The 20510-nt window shown below is 58.7% G+C and carries 10 protein-coding genes and 3 tRNA genes; 6 read left to right on the forward strand and 7 right to left on the reverse strand.

The window, feature by feature from the left end:
• Positions 1-99: 99 nt before the first annotated feature.
• Positions 100-1725: a cell wall-binding repeat-containing protein gene (locus RQ935_RS06715; RefSeq protein WP_311497708.1), complete on the forward strand. Its 1626-nt coding sequence runs from the start codon at positions 100-102 to the stop codon at positions 1723-1725.
• A 385-nt stretch (positions 1726-2110) separates the two neighbouring features.
• On the opposite strand, the gene rpmG is transcribed toward RQ935_RS06715, so the two are convergent.
• The 3 genes from rpmG to RQ935_RS06730 form a co-directional block, all read right to left on the reverse strand.
• Positions 2111-2281 carry a 50S ribosomal protein L33 gene (gene rpmG / locus RQ935_RS06720; RefSeq protein WP_295028487.1) on the reverse strand — a complete coding sequence of 57 codons (171 nt, stop codon included), beginning with the start codon at positions 2279-2281 and terminating at the stop codon, positions 2111-2113.
• Positions 2282-2334: 53 nt separating this feature from the next.
• Positions 2335-2408: transfer RNA gene (locus RQ935_RS06725), tRNA-Met, on the reverse strand.
• Between the two features lie 37 nt (positions 2409-2445).
• Positions 2446-2518: transfer RNA gene (locus RQ935_RS06730), tRNA-Thr, on the reverse strand.
• A gap of 289 nt (positions 2519-2807) precedes the next feature.
• Between RQ935_RS06730 and RQ935_RS06735 the strand changes: the two genes are divergently transcribed.
• The 3 genes from RQ935_RS06735 (at position 2808) to RQ935_RS06745 (ending at position 4311) form a co-directional block, all read left to right on the forward strand.
• Positions 2808-3566 (forward strand): vitamin K epoxide reductase family protein, encoded by a 759-nt coding sequence (locus RQ935_RS06735; protein WP_311497709.1) that lies wholly within the window; start codon positions 2808-2810, stop codon positions 3564-3566.
• 15 nt (positions 3567-3581) lie between these two features.
• Complete coding sequence (locus RQ935_RS06740) at positions 3582-4205, forward strand: hypothetical protein (RefSeq protein WP_311497710.1); 624 nt, start codon at positions 3582-3584, stop codon at positions 4203-4205.
• Positions 4206-4230: 25 nt separating this feature from the next.
• Positions 4231-4311 (forward strand) — tRNA-Leu (locus RQ935_RS06745).
• A gap of 207 nt (positions 4312-4518) precedes the next feature.
• On the opposite strand, the gene RQ935_RS06750 is transcribed toward RQ935_RS06745, so the two are convergent.
• The 3 genes from RQ935_RS06750 to RQ935_RS06760 all read right to left on the reverse strand — a co-directional run bounded on the left by RQ935_RS06750 (position 4519) and on the right by RQ935_RS06760 (position 13424).
• Positions 4519-7350: a sulfide/dihydroorotate dehydrogenase-like FAD/NAD-binding protein gene (locus tag RQ935_RS06750; RefSeq protein ID WP_311497711.1), complete on the reverse strand. Its 2832-nt coding sequence runs from the start codon at positions 7348-7350 to the stop codon at positions 4519-4521.
• Positions 7351-7367: 17 nt separating this feature from the next.
• On the reverse strand, positions 7368-12410 hold the full coding sequence (locus RQ935_RS06755; protein ID WP_311497712.1) for a 2-oxoacid:acceptor oxidoreductase family protein: 5043 nt from the start codon (positions 12408-12410) through the stop codon (positions 7368-7370).
• A gap of 174 nt (positions 12411-12584) precedes the next feature.
• Positions 12585-13424, reverse strand: coding sequence for a hypothetical protein (locus RQ935_RS06760; protein ID WP_311497713.1), 840 nt, complete (start codon positions 13422-13424; stop codon positions 12585-12587).
• Between the two features lie 294 nt (positions 13425-13718).
• Here RQ935_RS06760 and RQ935_RS06765 point away from each other — a divergent pair, with 294 nt between their 5' ends.
• Together RQ935_RS06765 and RQ935_RS06770 are read left to right on the forward strand one after the other, a co-directional pair.
• Positions 13719-14534 (forward strand): hypothetical protein, encoded by an 816-nt coding sequence (locus RQ935_RS06765; RefSeq protein ID WP_311497714.1) that lies wholly within the window; start codon positions 13719-13721, stop codon positions 14532-14534.
• Positions 14535-15406: 872 nt separating this feature from the next.
• A complete protein-coding gene (locus tag RQ935_RS06770; RefSeq protein WP_311497715.1) occupies positions 15407-17752 on the forward strand; it encodes a cell wall-binding repeat-containing protein in 2346 nt (781 codons plus the stop codon).
• Between the two features lie 195 nt (positions 17753-17947).
• Here the strand turns inward: RQ935_RS06770 and RQ935_RS06775 are convergent.
• Positions 17948-20510 (reverse strand): cell wall-binding repeat-containing protein (locus RQ935_RS06775; protein WP_311497716.1); only part of this gene is annotated, 2563 nt, incomplete at its 5' end.

The following is a 20510-nucleotide window of genomic DNA, read 5'->3' on the forward strand; positions in this document are numbered from 1 at the left end:
ATTAGGGGTGTAGGAACTTTACTATCCCCTGCGAGATTCAGAAGTTATCAATAGGATGAGTTTGGAATTCATCCAACCAACAAGTTAGGAAATACAAACATGAAGAAGTCTGTTTTGACTTTCGGGGCGGCCGTGGCTGCCCTGTCTATGACCGTGCCGATGAGCGCGGTGGCGGCGACTGAAGCTGACCGTTACGCCGGCGCGGATCGCTACAACACCGCCATTTCGGTGGCCAGCGCTTTTGGCACCTCTGACGTGGTTTTCCTCTCCCGCGGCGACTCCCAAGCCGATGCGGTCGCCGGCGGCAAACTGCCCGGCGGTCCCCTTCTGCTGGTGAACGATTCGCCCACCGTGCAAAAGAACGTGGCCGAAGCCATCGCCAAGTTGAAGGCCACCAAGGTTGTCGTGCTGGGTGGCACCGGTGCGGTCAGCGATGCCGCAGTAAAGGCGGTCGCTGGGAAAGCTACCGTGACCCGGCTGGCCGGCCCGGACCGTTTTGGGACGGCTGCCGAGATCTCTAAGAACTTGTTCCCCGAGGGCAAGACCAGCGCCAAGGTTTACTTGGCTAACGGCATGACCCTGGTTGATGCCCTGGTCGGTGGCACCATGACCGATGGCGCTCCGATTCTGTTGACCAACGGCTCCGGTACTCTGCCCGCCGCAACCCTGAATGAAATCAAGCGTTTGAAGCCCTCCGAGGTTGTCGCTCTGGGTGGCGAAGGCGCTGTTCTGCCCGCGGAATTGAGCGCGGCGGCTAGCGCCAACGGTGCTGGCGGTGGTTCTGGATTGAACCCGGATCAGGCGAAGGCTAAGGCTAAGGCTGATTTGGACAAGGCGGCTCGTGAAGCTCAGATGAAACTCGATGGTTGGTACACCATTGCTGACGGTAAGACTGTTGATGATTTGATGAAGGCTTGCAATAAGATTGACCCTGCCAATAAATCAGCAATTACTGCCAGCTTGCCGCGCATTAACCGCACGGATCTGAAATCTACAGCCTGCAATGAAAAGATCTTCAAGGTTGACGGCCAGTCCAGCCTGGACAGTTCCCAGGTTGCACTGGATCACGCTCAGGCAGTTGAGAAAGACGCCAAGGGCAACCTGGTCATGACCTATAAAGGTTTGAAAGCACTGAAGGACCTGGCTAACACCCGGGACGCTGCAGTTAAGGCTCAAAATGACCTGGCCCAAAACGCTACTGATAAGCAAAAGGCTGATGCGAAAACCGCCGTTGATAATGCCACCAAAGCCATGGGCGGTCTGACCCTAACCGAGGCTCAGGTTGACATAGCCATCGCTTACGCCGATGCTGACGTGAAGAAGGCCATAAATGATGCCAAAGCCGGTCCGACCGATGCTGCCATCCAGACTTATTTGGGTGGAGCGGGCGCCAAGGCTTCCCGTATCGCTGGTGCGGATCGCTACCAGACCGCCCTGGAAATTGCCAAGGCGCAGTACCCGAACGGCGCTAAAGCTAAGGCTCTCTACGCCGCTAACGGCACGGCCTCCGCTGATGCGACCGTGGCCGGTTTCCTCGACAACAAGGCCGAGTTGGCCGGCCCGGTTCTGCTGGTTCAGGCTGGTTCCGCTCCCGCGGCGGTGACCGATTACGCCAAGGCGGCTCGCGCTGCTAATGCTGCTCTGGCAGGTAAGTTCAAGGGACTGGGCGGCTTCGGCGTAGTCTCTGATTCCCTGGTTGACCAGTTCAAGGACTTGCTGAAGTAAGTTCTGCTGAGAAGTTTTGGGGGGCGGCTGCGGCCGCCCCCCTTTTCTTAACCTCTGTCTGGCTCCCTAAGCCTATCTGCGGCTCCCCGAACCTAGATTGAATCGGCGCCAAGCGACTCACCTCCGCGCCTCCCCATACTCGTACCTCAGCACATCCCCAAAGCGATCGAAATCCGCGATTAAATCGGGGTAGCTGACATATATAACCACCAACCCCGATTTAATCGCCAAATAGCAACACCCCACGCTCACAACCCCCCGAAAACCACCACCCCCGCGCTCGTGACCCCGCAAAACCCGCGCTCCGCGCTCGTGACCGGGCTCTTAAGACACGAAAAACCGGCGTCACCGTAACGGCGACGCCGGGAAGCTTGTGAAAAACCGCTTAGCGGGTTTCCTTATGCGACGTGGACTTCTTGCAGCGCGGGCAGTACTTGTTCAGCTCCAAGCGATCCGGGGTGTTGCGCCGGTTCTTCTTGGTGATGTAGTTGCGCTCCTTGCATTCAGAGCACGCCAACGTAATCTTCGGGCGAATGTCTTTCGATTTTGCAGCCACTGTTCTACTTCTTTCTAATCGCTTATCCCCTGCGGTTACCCGTTTCGGGTTCGTAGCGGGGGAGGGATTCGAACCCTCGACCTCACGATTATGAGTCGTGCGCTCTCACCAACTGAGCTACCCCGCCTCGCTGCTCAGCGGCGCGAACCGTCAAGCGTGAAGCGAGCCCCGGCAGAGAATCGAACTCTGGACCTTCTCCTTACCATGGAGACGCTCTGCCGACTGAGCTACCGGGGCAACGAAAGTTTAGTTTACAGGATTCTGGCGCTCGTGACAAACTGAACTCGGCAAGCGGCTCGGGCCAGATTTCGGTGGGGTTGTCGGCTAAACCCGTCACGAGTTCGTTGGGTTCGGGCGCACAAGTGAGTTGCGGAGGTTTCGGTCTTTTTGTGGCGATTTCGGGTGTGTGGTGCTGCGACAATTTTTCTGAGCTGCGCTGCGGCCGTCGTTGTAGTTGCTGCGCTGTTTTAGCGCTGTTCAGGAACATTACGTCCGGTGAGCGGACAAAAAAGTTAGAATAATCCTCATGAAGCAAGAACCCGACGACGCAACGGCTCCGGATTCCTCACACTCGCCGAGCCCAGCGCCAATGCCCGCGCCGGACGCGGCGGCTGCAACGAACGCGACGAAACCGGACCCGACCTCCCTTGTGACCCCGGAGGAACCGGAAAACCCGGCCGATGCGGACACCCCGGACGCTCGCGCAACCCGGCCCGGCGTCCCCACCCTCGTGCTGCTGATTGTGCTGGCGGTCATCGCGATGGCGGCGAGCGCGGAACTGGTGCTGTCCGAAATCCAGACGCTGAAACAGCCCACGGCGCATCTCGGATGCGATTTGAATCCGCTGATTGGCTGCTCGGCGTCGCTGACGACCTGGCAAGCTCACCTGCTGTTCGGCATCCCTAACGCACTGGTCGGAGTCGGTTTGTTCGCCGGTTTGGCAGGCGTGTTCCTGGCTTGGTTCGGCGGGAGGGTGCCACGCTGGCTGGTGATGCTGATTGAGGCGGGCTTGACCGCAGCGCTGGCGTTGATTGTGTTTTTCCTGCACCAATCCATTTTTGAGTTCACGAAGTTGTGCCCGTTCTGTTTTATCGTCTGGATGTGCACAATCGTCCTGTGGGTGCAGCTCGGAGCGGCGCTGATGCGGCTCGGCTGGCTATTTCCTGACACCGGGTTCGCCCGCGTTTGGGTGGCGCAACGCTGGCTTATTACCGCGATTATCTTGCTTTTGATAGTCTTGGTGGTAGCAGTGACGCTATCAGACAAACTTGTTTACTTATTCTGACCGAAAGGCGAAGCGGTGCGGAGAGAACTAACCGACGAAGAGGAACAATTTTTAGAGACCATCCGCACGATGCTCTTGGCTCGCCCGCGCGCCGCGGCTGAGGCTAGCCGGGAAAATATGCACCGATTGGCGCGCTTTGCCCAGGCTTTCCTGGCGGCACCGATGTCGCTCAACAGTCTGGTGGGGCCCGTTTGTCGGACCGGTAATGTTTGCGACTGGCTGGGAGTGTCCCGCCAAGCGATTATGAAAGCGGTGCGGGACGGGCGTCTGCTGGGGTTCCGGACTCTGGACCGGAAGTGGGTTTACCCGACTTGGCAGTTTTCCTCTCCCCAGGCTTACGCGAACTGTGTGCGGATGCTGCCGCCGATTGTGGATATTTTGGATTCGCGCGGTTTGGATGATTTTGCCCGAGCCAAGTGGTGTTTTGCGCGGAACGCTCTGCTGGCGAAGGTAGCGGCAGGTTCGGAACCGCCCGGTCCGCAAGCTGAATGGCCTTCGCCCGAGGGCTGGATTCGCAACGCGAAACCGCTGGAAGATTTGATTGACGCCGCCAAGAAAGCAACACCGGCTCCCCCTGATTCCGGCGAGGATTTGCCGACCCCGCGCCTAGCGGACATCACGCTCACGGATTTAGCTTGAAATCCGCTACACTGTATAGGCGCCCGGGCGAGTGGCGGAATTGGTAGACGCGCAGGATTTAGGTTCCTGTGTCTTTGACGTGGGGGTTCGAGTCCCCTCTCGCCCACTACTGTTTGTTACCCGCCGCTTTCGCGGCCTCCAGCGTATCGCGAGGTCTGGCGGGGCGGGGAGCGTTGGGGGCGACTCAGCGAGAGGCTGGGGGGTGAGCGTTTTGCGACAATAGTCGCGCAAAACGCGAGGGGGTACTCCCCCTTCCGCCTCTCGCGAGCGCCCCCGAGCGACCACCCCGCAACAGATACCCGTGGGAAATTAACTACTTGAGGGCGGCTTTTTCTTGGGCCTTGAACTGGTTGAATCGGGGCAGGAATTTGTCCCAATCGATGGCGTGTCCGTCCAGCTCAGGGCCGTCAATACAGGCGTGTTTGCGTACCAGCTTGCCAGTTTCGGGGTCGTTGAAAGGCACCATGCAGGCTCCGCACATCCCGGTCGCGTCAACCATAATCGAGTTCAGCGACGCGACGGTAGGCACACCGTACTTCGCGGTCAGCAGGCAGACAAACTTCATCATGATGGGCGGTCCGATAGTGGTGATTTCCGCAATCTGGCGCCCATCGCCGCGGCCGTCCCGCAGCATTTCTTCCAGCGGCAACGTCACCACGCCCTGACGCCCAAACGAACCATCGTCCGAGGTCAACACCACATCTAGCAAATCTGGGTACTGGCGGCGCAGCACTTCGACCCGCTCCGGGCTATCCCCGGCCGGGTCCCCGTCCGGGTCGGTCCAGAACAGCAGGTCGCGATTACGCGCCCCCAGCACCAGGGTCAAGTGATTGCCCAGCTCCAAGTGTTTGCGCACAATCGGATAGGCGGGCGCCAACCCGACCCCACCAGCCACGAAGCACACGCTTTGGGTGGCCGGGTCGAAATGTTCCATCTTGGACGCCAAGCCCAGCGGCCCGGCAATCCCGTAAAACGCCTGGCCAACTTCCATCGCGCACATAATCTGGGTCGATTTGCCCACCGCTTGCACCACGATGGAAATCCAGCCCTGCTCCCGGTCGAAATCGGCCACGGTCAGGGGGATGAGCTCGCCTTTTTCGTGGGTCATGAACCGGGCGAACTGGCCGGGCTGCACCGCGCGGGCGACTGCCGGGGCGTGCAGTTTCATCTCCCAAGTCCGTTCCGACAGTTGGCGTTTCTCCAAGATTCGGTAGGCCGAGGCGGCGCTTTGCGTATATTCCAAAGCGCGTTGCACCCGCTGGCGGACTTCCTCCGGCTCCAGGTGCACGGCCAGGTCACCCATCTGGCGGGCGGCCGCTTGGCCGTCTCCGGCTGCCTTGATCGCGGTCGATCCGCCACGAGAAGCGTCTCCGCCGGAGTAAATTCCTTCCAGGTTCGTGGCTTGCGAGGGGGTTTCGGCAGCCTCGGCGGCCCCATCAGCCCCATCAGCCCCATCCGCGCCGGCCGCGCCGACACCGCCACCCTCACCGGCAGCCTCTTTCCCGACCTTAATAGCGCCCCACTGCTGCACTGCCAGGTCAGGCTGCGAATCGCGAATAATCGGGTTGGAACTGTTTCCGAGCGCCATAATCACCAGGTCAGCGTCCATTTCCAGGATTTCCCCGGTCGGTTGGGGCCGGCGCCGCCCAGACTCGTCAGGCTCTCCCAGCTCCATCACCCCCACGCTGGCTCCCGCGACATGGTGATTTTCGTCCTCGTGGAACTCGGTGGGCGAGCGCAACTCAGCCACGACAATGCCCTCTTCCAAAGCGTGATGCAGTTCCTCCACACGGGCCGGCATCTCGGCCTTGGTGCGCCGGTACACAATCGTGACGTGACCGCCCAAGCGCCGGGCGGTGCGTGCCGCGTCCATCGCCGTGTTTCCTCCGCCAATGACCAGGATTTCTTTGCCGGCGACTTCGGGCAGGGGCGTGTCATAGTCGGGTAGGTTCGCGTGCATCAGGTTTACGCGAGTCAGGAACTCGTTGGCGCTCATGACCCCGTTGAGGTGCTCGCCGGGCACGTTCATGAATTTCGGCAGCCCCGCGCCGGTACCGACGAAAATGCGCCAAAAACCGGCCGCTTTCAAGTCATCTAAGGTCGCGGTCTTGCCCACCACAAAGTTCGTCACGAAACGCCCGCCCAGCAGGCGAATCTTGTCCACCACGTCGTCGACCAGCTCGTTGGGCAGGCGGAACTCGGGAATCCCGTACTTCAACACCCCGCCCAGGGTGTGGAACGCTTCGAACACGGTGACCGGAAAACCCTGGTTCGCCAGCAAGAACGCGTTAATCAACCCGGAAGGACCCGAACCGACGATAGCTATCGGGGGCTTTTCCGCGGTCTGCCACGGGTCAGGACGGCCCTCGAAACGTTTGAGAATCGCCTCGTTGCCGTGCACGATTTTCTCCCGCTGGGGCAAGAACCACTCCAACTGACCAATCTCGATGGGACGCGCCTTGTGCACGCACACCCCTTGACACTGCAGCTCCTGAGGACAAACCCGCCCGGTCACGTTCGGCAGCGGGTTCGACTCCTCCACGATACGCAGTGCCCGGTCAAAATCACCCTCCGCGATGGCCTGCATGACGTCCGGGACGTGAATCTGGACCGGACAGCCCCCGACTTTGCGGCCCCGCAGGAATTCGCCCAGCTCGCAGGGGCGATCCGCGCAGTGCTTGTCCCGCATCGATTCGAGCCACACAAACAGGTCGACTTCCCGCTGGGAATAGCCCTGGGTCAGATACCCCAAATACCCTTGCGTGACCAGGTCAAAGTCGTGTACCCGCTGGGAGGCCGGCCGCACGTAAGGGGCGACATGGTTGGCGGCGGGCCAGTTTTCGCTCACCCCCGCAAACATCGGGTAGCGCTCGGACAGCCAGGTGTCAATCGCGCGGATAAACACGCGTTTCTTGCCCAGCGGCAAGTTCCACAAGAAACGCATCATGATGCGCCCCACCGTGTCCTCGCGTTCCAGCAGCTCCCAAATTTTCAGGGTCATCGCCTCGGGCAGTTCCCCGGCGTCAAAAGCCGCGTGCAGCTGAGCCAGGCCCTCGGCCACAAACATGGATTGAAACAGTTTCGGGTCGGCGTTAAACCGCCGTTCCAAAATGTTTAGCTGGACCGTGTTCGTCGTGTCAAGCATCGGTTTCCCCTCCCTGGTCACAAGATGATTTCCGCGTCACAGTTCGCGACAACTTTCGCGACCCGGGCGCGCAGTTCGTCGGTCACTTCCACGCTTTCCAGCGAGCCGGGAATGAGCCGCGCCACCGGGGTGGGCTTGCCGTCAATGATTTCCGTGGACGGCTCGAAGTATTCGGGAATCTCCTGGTAGCAGGTCTTGCAGTCCGTGCATTGGGCGATTTTCGCTATGTCGTAGCGAAAGGGCGCGCCCGAGTCTGCCGGGGCGGCGTCGGACGTGGCTGCTCCGGAGGCGCCACCGGCCGTGCTGGCTCCCCCGCCGAATCCGCCCAAGAACGGTAGCGGCGTCGTGGTGGTGCCGGTCGCGGCGACTTCTGCCATCGCTTTCGCGATGAGTTCAATGGTTTCTTCCTGCGACTTCGCGGCGGCGTCACGAGCTTCGGTCAGCTCCTTTTCCAGGTCGGCATGCGCCTTGCGGGCCTCAGCCAGGTCTTGTCCGGCCAGGTATTGCAGGAAAGTCCAGTGTTCCCGACATTGCTCGGTCAGTTTCACGATGGAGGGCGACACTTGGATTTTCGCCAAGCCCCCGTCCGCGCCGCTCGTATAGATAAATGGAGTAGCGGTCTCGCGAGTGGCCGCGTCCATCTCTACATAGTCCGCCACCGTCGTCGGGTTTTCGGCGTTTTCCGGAAGCGGCCTAAAGTGTTTCTTAAACCGCAGCTCAGAGTAGGCGAAATCCGCCGGCGTGTAGGGCAGATCCATCAGCTGGGCGTTACCGTCCGCGTCATGGTAGCTGAGTTTGTAGCTCGACCACAGCTTTTTCACATCCGGGTTGCCGTCAATGATGAAGCGGTCGCTGAACTCGCCGTGTGCCGGTTCGTGGACAAACAGCGGGCTGACGCGCGATTTCACCGCCAAGCGGCTGTGTTCACTAGCCATGTCGTCTCCAATACCGTGTTCGGGCTGGCAGGGCGTGTACACGTCTATCAGCGCCGGGTAGTCGACCTGGGCCAGAGCGTGTGACACGTTCTTAAGGAAGTGCCCTTGGTAAGCCGTGGAGGTGGACACCACCAGGACGTTGGGGTGCATGGCCGCCAGCATACCCAGCTCTTTGCGCTGCTCAGACTTGCCTTTCAAGTATTTGCCGTAGCGGGACAGGTCCGCGTCCTGGCCCTCCAGGGAGGCCGTGGAGGCCTGGCCGCCCGTGTTGGAGTAGGCACCCGTGTTCAACACCAGCATCTTCACCGGGGTGCCGGACGCCAGGATACGGCTCATCGCCCCGAAGCCGATGTCATAGGACGCACCGTCGCCGCCGATGGACATGACCGCGGGCATCAACGCGAGTTCCTCGTCTGTGAACTGTTTCCATTCTGGAGCATCGTTCGGAATGGCCGCGCCGGTCGCGCCCGCCAAAATGGCTCGGGCTTGCCGCAACGCCAAAACGTCCATCGACAAATCGGCCGCCAGACCCTCGTAGATGCCTTTCGCCAGGGGCTGGGCATCTTGGAACAGGCTGTTGACCCACGGTTGCTGGTAAGGATTGAACGGCGCGGTCGAGGCATAAACCGAGGAACACCCGGTCGAGTTGGCAATCACCGCGGCCGCCGGGCCCCGCCCTCCTGCCGGCCCTTCGTAACGGTACAGACGCTGCTCCAAACGCTCGCGCACCTGATCAATCAGGGCGCCGAGCTCAGCATCAGTCACGGATTGGCGCTTTTTCTCCAGAGCCGCCACCAACTCCTCGAGTTCCTGGCGGTGGCGTGAAACCCGGCCGTTATTAATATCGTTGGCCAGAGCCATAGTTTGGCGCACGGCCGTGACTTCGCCACACCCGCGGCACGCCCCGTGCCCGCCGATGGTCGCGTAATAGTTGTCGCGGTCCAGGAAAATCCGTTTCATATCCAGGCTGGGCCCGCCGTTCGGGTCGCTGAATTCAGCGGGAGAATTTGGCAGTTTCGTCAGGAACGCGAACCGCTGCTGGGCCGTGGCCAGCACCTCGTCGTCCTGGTCGGTGCCAATCAGGGCGTTCGGGCCGCACACCGCCACGCATTCCAGACAGCCGGTGCACTTCCACGGGTCGATAGTCGCGCTGAACAGCACTCCCGCGCCGGGGTGGCGTTTTTCGGTGGAGTCAAAGAACGGTCGGGTGCGCGCCACCGGGAAGGTCCGTAACGTGTCGGCCACCGCCGCCACCGCCGCAGGGTCGGCATTTTGCGAGGTCGCAGCCGTGGTAAAGACATCAGCGATTTCTGGGCGCGCCTTCGTGTCCAGCAGTGCGGCCCGCATCGCCTCGGCAATGGCGTCCACCTGCGACTTTAGGGAGGCACCGGCCTCGCCCGACTGATCAATCGCCGTCTGAAGCAAGGTGTCGATACCAAACACCGTGTTCGGAATCGCCCCATCCGGGCAGGCCAGGGCGCATTCCATACAGCCGGTACACAGGCTCGCCTCGAACACCGGAATGTTCCGACGGAACAGGCCCTTGTCCTTTGTGGCCGAGGACGCCGGGGGCAGGAAGTAGCCAGTGCCGGGGTAAACCGGAGCTTCGCTAATAGTGCCCTGGGCAAACGGTTCCGCCACGACCCGCCGGAAATAATCTCGGTCAAACAGCCCGGCAGTCAGCGCGCAACCGGTAGAGCCGCGCTGGCACATCGTGGCTGATAGGGAGGCGTCCAAAACTGGGCGAACCTGGGCAGATCCGCCACCCTGAGCCGCGCCCGCGTCACCCGACGCACCACCCGACGCGCCCGGGTCGGCATCGAGCTGTTCCCAATCGACCTTTTGCGTGGCGGCCGCCCCGTCCTTGACCACCGCCATATTCGCTTCCACAATCGCCGGGCCTTTCGCCCCGAACTTGTGCTCAATCTGTTCGCGAATCTTGGCCAACATATCCGCTTCGCTGGCCCCGGAAGCAATCCGGTCGACCTTGGTGGCGATAGCCCCGATGAAAGCCACGCCCATCATGCGGGTTTGCAATCCCGGATCCGGGGCGTGCTTCAGCGCGACCCCGAACGCATCGAGGATAAACAGGTTAATGTGCCGATCCCGAATAATCTGTTTCGCCCGGCGCGGCAAGCTCGCCCACAGCTCGGCGGGAGTTTTGTCAGACTGCAAGATGAACGTCCCGCCCTCGGCCAAGCCCTTCAGCGGGTTCGTGTGGGCAAACACCATGTGGTCCGGGCTGACCACAATCTCCACGTCCTCCAGCTCGGCGTTCGTAATCCTGATGGTTTCCGGGCTCAACGTGATGTAGTAGTTCGTGGCCGCCCCCGATTTTTCCGAACCGTACTTCGGGGCGGCTTTGCTGTGCAAGTGCAGCATTTCAGCCAAAATGTCGGCCAACAGTTTGCCGGTCGCAATCGTGCCGTAGCCGCCCACCGAGTGGAATCGAATCCGCATCGCTTCACTAGGCAGCAGGTCTTTCGGGTTTTCTTCCAGGTGAAGGGCCATTTTGGCGGTTTCCGGGTAGGCTTCGCGCAGCCGGTCCTGCATCGCCTTTTGTTCCCCGGTCGCGTCATCGGCAAAGAACGTCGAGCCGATATAGAACTCGGGAGCCAGGTCGCCGGCCTGCATCGCTTTGAACGTGGCGATGAGGTGACGCGGCTGCACGTCGTGGCCGCCCAAGCCAAAGAATCCGGTGGACAGCTGGGGCATTTCCCCGGTTTTTACCGCCGGAATATCGGGGTAGCGCGCGGGTAGGTCACGCTTGGCGGCCCCCGCGTTTTGCCCGGCCTTCACCAGGGCGCCGTTGACGAACTTCGTCAAAGCCGCCTGGTCGGAACGCTCCAGCACCGTCACGGCTTTCGCGCCCTTGAGAGCCGCCACCAACTCGGCCTCCGGGAACGGCTGCAACATGACAATCTGGACCAGACCGACCTTGAGACCCTGATTCCGCAAGTACGGCAGCACGGCGCGCACGTCCTCGCAAATCGAGCCGACACCGACCATGATGACGTCCGCGTCCTCGCAGTTAAAGGTTTTCACCGGGGCGTAATCGCTGCCGGTCAGGGCGTTATAATCGTCCATCGCCTGATGCACTAGGCGCGGCACGTCCGCCACAAAGTGGGTGCGGTGGTCGGCCACCCCGGCTTGGAAATCCGGCTGGTTTTGCACCGGACCGGTCAAGCCCGGATTGTCCACATCCACCAGGGAGGGGATAAGTTTGCGGGTGCCTCGCGCCGGAGCGTTGACCCACTGGCGGCGCCACTTGGCGACCTCCGCCGTGGGCAGATGCCCCGCGATTTCTCGGTCAAACAGCTCGCCGCAGCAGTCATTTTCGATGGCTTCGGCGTTATCGGCGCAGTTCAGGAACGACCGCAGCGCCTCGAGGGAGGCGGGCGCCAGCACCGACCTTTTGCTCTCCAGGAACTGACCAAACTGGAAAACCCGACCTTTGGCACCAAACAAGATTTCCTGAGCGGCGGTGGGGCAGGGAATGTAGCCCTTGGGGTCGCCCAAGTATTCCTTGACCAGCGCGGCTTCCGGCAGGCGCGCTTCGCTCATCATGTGGGAAGTCGCGAAACCGTCCATGCAGTTCGCCACCGGAATCAAGGACAGCGACGAGGCGCGGTAAGAAATCAGCGCCAGGTTCGCCGCCTCCTCCGGGTTCGCCCCAAACAGGACCGTGTAACCGGCCGGGAGCAGGGCATATACGTCATCATGGCCGCCCATCACGTTCAGCGAGTGGCGGGAGACCACGCGCGCTGCGACCTGCAGCACGAAACCGCCGATACGCTTGCCGACAGTGACATAATGTGACTCCAAGCCGTAGAGGATACCTTGCGAGCTGGAGGCGTTCGAGATGAACTTGCCGCCGGTCAGGGCCGCGCCCATCGCCCCGGACTGGGCGGAGTGCTCGCCCTCGGGCTCAAAGAAGAAGGGGTGCTGGCCCCACACGTTCTTTTGACCTGCCGCCACCGCGGCTTCGAAGGTCTCCGAGATTTCCGTCGAAGGGGTGATGGGATAGCCGATGACACCTCCACACACCATGTTCATTACGCGGGCAACCGCGCCGTTGCCGTTGATAACTTCCACTTTGCCGGGATACTTCGGCTGGTCTACCATTACAGATTCCTCTCCGATGGGATGATTTTGGGATTGCGTGGCCGTGGCCCAGTGATTCGAATCCTACCCCGATTTTAGTAACATCTCTTTGCCCGCGCGAGAACTCAGAGTGAGAGGTTGTTGGCCGTGACCGCTGGGACTGTTCGGAATGCAAGGGTTAGCGCGGTTTGAGATTTAGGAAAGGTAGGGAATCAGGTATTTGACCATGAATTCGGGGGAAGTGCTTTCAGTGACGATGTCGCCGGGAATTTCCTGAGGCGCGCCTTTCCCAATAGACCAGGTGGCCCGCCAGTGAATCCGGCAGGTAATCGCATAGCGGCCAACATGTTGATATTTGTGGGTGACGGTGCCGTTTGGCCAGGGCGCTCCCGCGTCCGCTCCGGAATCCGTGATTTCGCCGTCGCCCCAATCCCACTCGAAGCTCGCGGGCTCAACCGAGATATTGACATCCTGACCAGACACGTTTTCCGAGAACTGCTGGGGGGTGACCTCGACGTGAGCGTAGACATCTTTGCCTACAGCTACGTTGCCCGAAGGCGGATCCATCGCCGGAGTCGGGGGCTCGATTTTTTCCTGGATCGTTTCGGTCAGGGCTTCTTGGTCAATGGCAGCGGTGGCATTTCTCATGAAGCTCAGATCTTGGAAGTAAATCGTATCCACGACCTTTTTTGTTTTCGGATCCGTCACCGTCAAGGTGTCGTACTCCGGGTCATACTTGGTTTCCATGTCGACAATGTTGTAGGTGGGCTTCGGGGAGGAATATGTGTGTGAGTCCAAGCCGTAAGAATACGATGAGCTGTAAGAACTGGTGGTGCTGGTTTGGCTGGAAGAGCCGGAACCGGAGCCTGCTGTGCCCGAGCCGGAACCGGAGCTGGAGGAACTGGTCGAGGTGAGAATCCCGGTGATAATGCTCCCGACCCCGTTGAAATCCCCGGTGAGTGCCTCGGCCGTACCGACCCCAAAAATGGGGGTCGCCAGCATGAATGCCAGTGCAATCTTTTGTTTCCGCCTCACTTTTTCAAGCTACCGCGCGGGAAACGGGGTTTCCAAGCTGGCGCCAGCCGGGACGGGAGCCGCCGGCCTGGGATTTTGGGGAAGGACACGGAAACGAGGTGGGATTTGCCAAATATTTTGCCAGGATAGATTTTTAATTGGATTTATAAGGGGAAAATAGCCGGGTAGCTGCCATTATTGGCAGCTAACCGGCTATTTTCCACCTTTAGGCACAAGGTTGTGGAAAACAGGGTTTTCCACAGGTAATCTGAATCGGCTTTGATTTTGTTTCCAGCCGTGCCGCAAGGTGGGGTTATGAAAACGAGAAACTATGGGGTTTACACGGCAAAACAGCTGCTCACGAGGTACACGAAGCGGCAAATTGTGGCTTTGGTTAAGGCCGGAAAACTGCGGCGGATTATGCGCGGCTGGTATGCCGGGACTGATGCCGACCCGGATGTTATCCGCGCTCTGAAACTCGGGGGCAGGCTGGGGTGCCTGTCTGGGTGCGCCAAGTATGGCCTCTGGGTTCCCTACCAAGCCAAAACACACGTAGTTTTGTCAAACAAAGTCGCCGTGCCCGCCGCTGAATTCACCGAATTCCACCGCTGCGCTACCCACCCGCACTCCCCCGTGTTTGACTTGGAGGACTGCCTGTCCCAAGCCATGCGCTATCACGATGCCGAAACGGGGTTAATTGTGCTGGAATCGGCGCTGCAGCGGGGGCATATCGGCTATGACCAGGCGAAACATCTGGCATCGCGAGTACAAAAGGACAAAATGGCGACCTACCGGTTCCTCGACCGCGGGGCGCAGTCTGGCAGCGAAACTCGCGTCAGGTTATTTTTCCAGCGCCGCGGGGTCAGCGTGCATACCCAGAACCGGACTGCGCCCGGATGGGTAGACTTGCTGGTCGGCAACTCGTGGATAGTGGAATGCGACGGGAGGGAGTTTCATGACAGACCTAACGCTTTTGAGGTTGACCGCGAGCGGGATTTGTCGAACACCGCCGCCGGATTTCTGACTACCAGACTGAGTTACCACCAGATTTGGCACGAGTGGGAACGCACCAAACAGAGACTGAGCGCTATTTTGCAAAGGCGCCGACACCGCGTTTCACCCAGGGTTTAAAGGCATCCCGGCGATTGGCAGGTGAATGTGTCGAAGGGTTGCAATACCGTTTGCAGCTAGGTTGACGCTGACAAAGGAGCTGGGAGCGGAGCCTGAGTCAGTGCTTAAGTCAGCGCTGGGGTTAACAATGTAGCCCGGCGCTGGAGTCGATGCTGGAATCGGCATTGGAATCGGCGCAGTCGGGCCGGTGTGGGCGCGGGAGTCGGGGCTAGAGTCGGCGCGGTCGAGCTGGAATACCAGGTGTCCGTTAAAGTTAGCTGGGATTTCTCGATGTCGCTGGATTCCCTAGGATGCAAAGCCTTCAAAAAAGCTGGAATCTAGGGGTTTTACAGCGGTGCCAGCCAAAACTTCACATGTGTAATTTTGGACATTTGGGGTATCGCGCCTGGAATTTTCGATTCCAGCCCGACTCGTCCGCAGGAGGGCACTGTGCGACAGCCCTTGGAAATACGCCACAATTTTTCAGCCATATTGGTCCGCGGCACAGCGTTTCGAAGCGCCGAAATTTAGAACAATGGCCAAGAATCCACCGCAGAATACCCATTTCCAGCACCGCACGGTTTGAATCTGGGATTATATGGGGAGAATAGCCGGGTAGCTGCCAATAATGGCAGCTACCCGGCTATTCTCCACCTTTAGGCACATACCCAATGGTCAATGCCTGTGTTCGGACCCCAATCACACCCCTCGCGTAGCTGCTCCCAGAACCTTCCTAACGCCCAGCCAACCTCGACTAGAATTAAAACGGCCGCCGCCGCACTGCCCCGCAATCGTTGAATCTGCGCGGTTTTTCAACCCACCCCGGCGGCGCTTTTCAATCCATCTGACCAAAATTCCACCCTTTATTACCCAGAAGAAGGGTTTTTTTGAAGATGAATTTGAAGAAGAAGTTTGTGGTTGGCGCTGCTTCGGTGGCGTTGATTGCTTCGATGGGTGGCGTGGCTGCTCCGGCTGCTGTGGCTGATACTAACCGCCTGCCGGGTTACGCGACTGAGCTGGGTCGTTTCGGTGGTATTGACCGTATTCAGACCGCCTTGGCGATTGCGGATCACGAGTTCGGCAAGCGCGCCGCTAACAAGCCGGGCGTGCTTTACATTGCTTCCGCGGCGGATGCGAACATGGTTGACGCTGCTTCGGCTGGCATGTTGCAGGATGGCCCGATTGCTTTTGTCTATGGCAACTCTTACGTGGCTTCCGCGGTTGGCAAGCACTTTGCTGATGATGAGCTGGTTGGCTACTCTGACATTAAAAAGATTATCGCCATTGGTGGTGAAGGCGCGGTTTCTGATGCTGCGATGAAGGCCGTTGGCGAAGAAATGGGCGTGAAGTCCTTTGATCGTTTGGGCGGTAAGGATCGTTTCGAGACTTCCGTGGCGATTGCTTCGCGTATCTACAACCATGCTTTGCAGTCCACTGATGCTTACCTGGATCGTGCGGGTCGTCATATTGTGTCTAATGGCACTAACTTGAACGTGATGTACCTGGCTAACGGTGCTAACGAGCATGTGGTTGACTCGATGGTGGCTGGTACCTTGGATAATGGCCCGGTCGTGTTGGTTAATGCTGATGGCACTATTCCCGAGGTTGTAGCGGAGTTCATTAAGAAGACTTTGCCGTTGCAGTTCGCTGCTTTGGGTGGTTCTCCTACGGTTTCGGATAAGACCGTTCAGGATGCTTGGCTCATTAAGGCTTTGGCTAACAAGTGGGATACTTCCTCTAGCATTCCGCAGTTGAAGGTCAAGCAGGAATCCTTGAAGGCCCTGGTCGACGGTAAGGGCAAGAAGACTGACCGCGTGACTGGCAGCGATGACTTTATGGGCCTGCGTAACGTGGTTCGTGAGGCCGGTAATTTGCAGACCGCTTGGAACGGTCAATATGGTGAGGCTGTTGCTAAACTGTCCCAGATTACTAAGGTGATGGCTGCTCCTAATACTCGCACTGGCGTCGAGACTGCTTTGAAGACCGCTACCATGATCAACTACCCGACTGATCCGTACAAGGCTGACAGCAGCACTACTTCCGCAGCCGACTATGCTTCTAACGTGGCTACCGCGTTGCGGGCTTTGTTCGGCGAAGCCGTGCTGGACTCCTCTGGTGCGATTGATCCGGCCAAGATTGAAAAGTATATCGATGTTGAGCCTTACAAGCCTTCGGATATGAACAAGGATAATTGGAAGGTTGTCGGTTTCGATTACAAGGGTCTGCTGGGCTCTAAGAGCTTCCAGAATGCTTACGTGGCTCCGGCTGAAAAGGCTTTGACTGACCAGTGGAAGGCCGCTATGGACGGCACGGTTGTTGCGTTGGGTAACCCGGTGGCTAAGGCTTCTCAGAACACTCCGACTGCTGCCGAGGCTGCAACTGACTACACTTCTAACACCGCTGGCAATAACCGCGCCAATGCTGTTCCGATGGCTGCGGTGAAGGAAGTTTCCGAGTGGGTTACAGCTCAGCAGCAGCAGTGGTTGAAGGATACCGAGGCCGAGTTGGCTGACGTGTCTGGTCGTTTGGCTGGCGAGTTGGACAAGATTGCTCCGAAGACCGAGCTGCGTTTGGGGGGTGCGGATCGTTTCGAGACCGCTCAGTTGATTGCTAACCAGTACGGTAAGCTCTACGGCACCGTGTTCAACAAGGGCTTGACGGCTAACGTGATGACCGAGGCTTACGTGGCTAACGGTACTCGTCTGCCCGATTCCCTGGCTGGTGGCCAGTTGTCTCACGGCCCGATCATGCTGGTGCGTGATTCCAAGGATATCCCGGCGTTCACCAAGGACGTGGCTACCCACCTGCAGTGCTGGAACAACGGCGGCACCATTGGTGTGGCTGCTCTGGGCGGCAAGGGCGTTGTCTCTGACGAAACCCTCAAGGCAGTAATCTCCCTGATCAACACCGCCTCCGCTTGCGGGACCATCAAGTCCACCACTGTGGACAACAAGATCAAGATTACCGATCTCCCGACCGGCCTGAAGAAGGGCACTGCCCTGACTGAGGACAAGGTCATCACCATCAAGTACGCTGACGGCACGGATGTTCCTACCGGTGCTACCGTCTCCCTGAGCGGCGACTGCGCTGGCTTGACTCCTACCTCGCCTACTACCGCTGCGGGCAAGGCCACTGTCGCAAAGAAGGATGCTACCCCGACCGCTGCTGGTACGTGCACGGTGAAGGTTGATGACACTCACGGCAAGTACGCTTCTGCCGACTTCACGGTCGCGCAATAAGCAGGTACTGAGAACCTGCGGGTTGCTTGCACCTGGCCTACCAGCCAGAAGTGAACACCTGGCAAGGTTTCAGACAAACCCCTAACAAGTTCTGTTAGGTAAAACTTCATAAAACAGCTGGCCCCGGTAGTTACCTACCGGGGCCAGTTGTTTCATGAAGTTATCGTTGAAACCTTTACGGTTTCAAGGAAGTGACTACTGGGCCTGGGTCACGGTCACAGTAATCAACGCGTTGGTGTCACCAGTAGCCTTGGCGTCCTTGACTTCGATGACATAAGTGCCAGCAGTCAGCGCCTCCGGGAACTTGATACGGAACTTGTTGTCGCTAGCGGCAGGCGTAGCAAGGTCCTCGATGGTGATACCAGCAGAACCAGAGAGAATCGCACCATTCTTAGTGACACCGACGATGGTCAAGTCGCCAGGAGCAGTCTCAACACCGGAAATCGCGGGAGTACGAGCACCCGTAATGTCCGCGCTGTAGTAGTCCGCGGCGGGTTTCGGCCGTTGAGCCGTGGCAGTCTGATCAGCCATGGTGTTAATCAGCGCGTCAGCGATAGTAATCATGATTTCGGCCTTGTTACCGTCAACGTCCTCGAACAGCACCTTGTAAGGAGCCTTGGCCTGGTCGTTAGCCGTGAGAGCAGCAGAAGCATGCGGTTTCACCGTGTAGTTGTTCACGAAGTTGCCCTGAGCATCTTTAGTCGTCGCAGGAGAGCCAGGCGCAACATCGAATAAGGTAGAAGCGGTACCGTCCTTGTCAACGATCTTCGGGAAGCCGGTAGCCAACGTCGGGCCGGACTTCGTGGTGGTGTTATCAACCGTCACGTTCTTGACGACAGCAGCAGCATCGCCAACGTGGAAGGTCAGGTTCGGGGAGGCCACGAGCTTGGAGGTAGCGGGCTTTTCTACGCCCTTGACCTCGCAGACAGAGCTGGTGGAGATCAGGTTCACGACGGCCTGGAGGACCTCGTCGGACAGCACGCCAGTACCACCAACGCCGTAGACCGAGATCGGGTGGGTCTTGTTAGTCCAGCACAGCAGGTTCTTCGCTACAGCAGCAGTGAAGTCCGGAATCTTGGTGTCGTTACGGACCAGCATGATCGGACCCTGGGTCAACTGGCCAGCAGTCAGCGAGTCAGCCAGGCGAGTACCGTTAGCAATGTAAGCCTCGTACAAGTTATCGAAGCCGTTGAACTCGCCGCCGTACATCCTGGCCCAATGGTTAGCAATCAACTGAGCGGTCTCGAAACGATCCGCACCACCCAAACGCAACTCGTTCTTAAAGTTGATCTTATCCAACTCGCCACGCAGGCTACCCTTAGCAGCCGCGAGTTCCTTAGCCTTAGCGTCATACCAAGCCTTGTCAGTATCCAGCGTGTACTTAGCCATCGCAGCTACAGCCACCAACGGAATGTTGTTAGCCGAGGCATCAGCAGAAGTCACCACACCAGCGGTGTCCGGGTGAACCTGGGAAGCCTTCGCGACCGGGTCAGACAACACGGAGCCCAAGGACGGATCCTGCTTCACACTGGACCACATCTTTTCCAAGTCATCCGAAGCAGCCTTCACAGCCTTCTTGTATGCATCAGACTTCTGGATACCCTCATAGTTGACACCAACAGCGTGCTTTTCGGTCTTATCCAAAGCGATAGCATCCGAAGCATTAACGTCGGCCATAACCTTGTCACCATACAAGGCCTTCAAATCGTTCAGCACCGCAGCGTAAGCAGCAGGCGCAGAGGCAGTAGCGTTAGCTTCTTGGTTGAACCAGTTCGAAATCTTCTGCTTGATACTGGAAACCTTGTTATCCCAAGCCGAAGAGTTCACACCAGCAACATCAACCACACGGTCCAGACCACCGAACAACTTCTTCTTGGACATATCAATACCGGTAGCTTCCTCAGAATAACCGTTAACCAGCCATTCCAGCTCATCAACAGTCATCTTAATCTTCGGAATACCAGGAGAAGTCTCCCACTTGTTAGCCAGAGCCTTGATAACCCAAGCCTCGTTCACGGTCGCATCCGCAACCGCGCCGGTACCACCCAAAGCCGCAAAGCTACGCGGCAGGGTCTTCTTAATGAACTCAGCCACAACCTCAGGAATCTTGCCATCAGGCTGAGTCAGCAAGATAGCACCATTATCCAGAGTGCCAGCTACCATCGAGTCAACCACGTGCTCGTTAGCGCCGTTAGCCAGGTAAGCAGTCCCCAGGTTCGAACCACCATCAGTACGACCCGCGAACCACTTATCCTTCTCCAAGGACTTCTGGTAGATGTAATCCGCGATAGCCACGGAAGTCGCGTAACGATCCTTACCAGCCAGACGAGAAGTCTTCTTCAGACCCATCGCGTCCTTCACAGCATTCAAAGTGCTATCGGAGATAACACCGTCACCACCGATAGCCACAACCTCGTTAATGCCCTTGAAACCAGCATTATCCTTCGCGTTAGCAAAGAACTTGCCAACCGCGGAAGCAACATAAGAGTTGTTGTACACGAAAGCAATCGGGCCATCAGTCAACATACCAGCCGTAGCCGCGTCAACCATGTTCCCCTCAGCCGCGGAAACAACGTACAAACGCTTCGGATTCATGGTCCCGTGGTTATCACCAAACTGATGAGCCGCCACCTCCAAAGAGGTCTGCACACGATCCAAACCGCCCAAACGAGCCAGCTTCGCAATCGAGCCAGGCAAAGACGGAGCAGCCACAGCAGCCGGAGCAGCCACGCCACCCATCGAAGCAATCAACGCCACC

It is taken from the genome of uncultured Mobiluncus sp. (assembly GCF_963511525.1).
Classification (GTDB): domain Bacteria; phylum Actinomycetota; class Actinomycetes; order Actinomycetales; family Actinomycetaceae; genus Mobiluncus.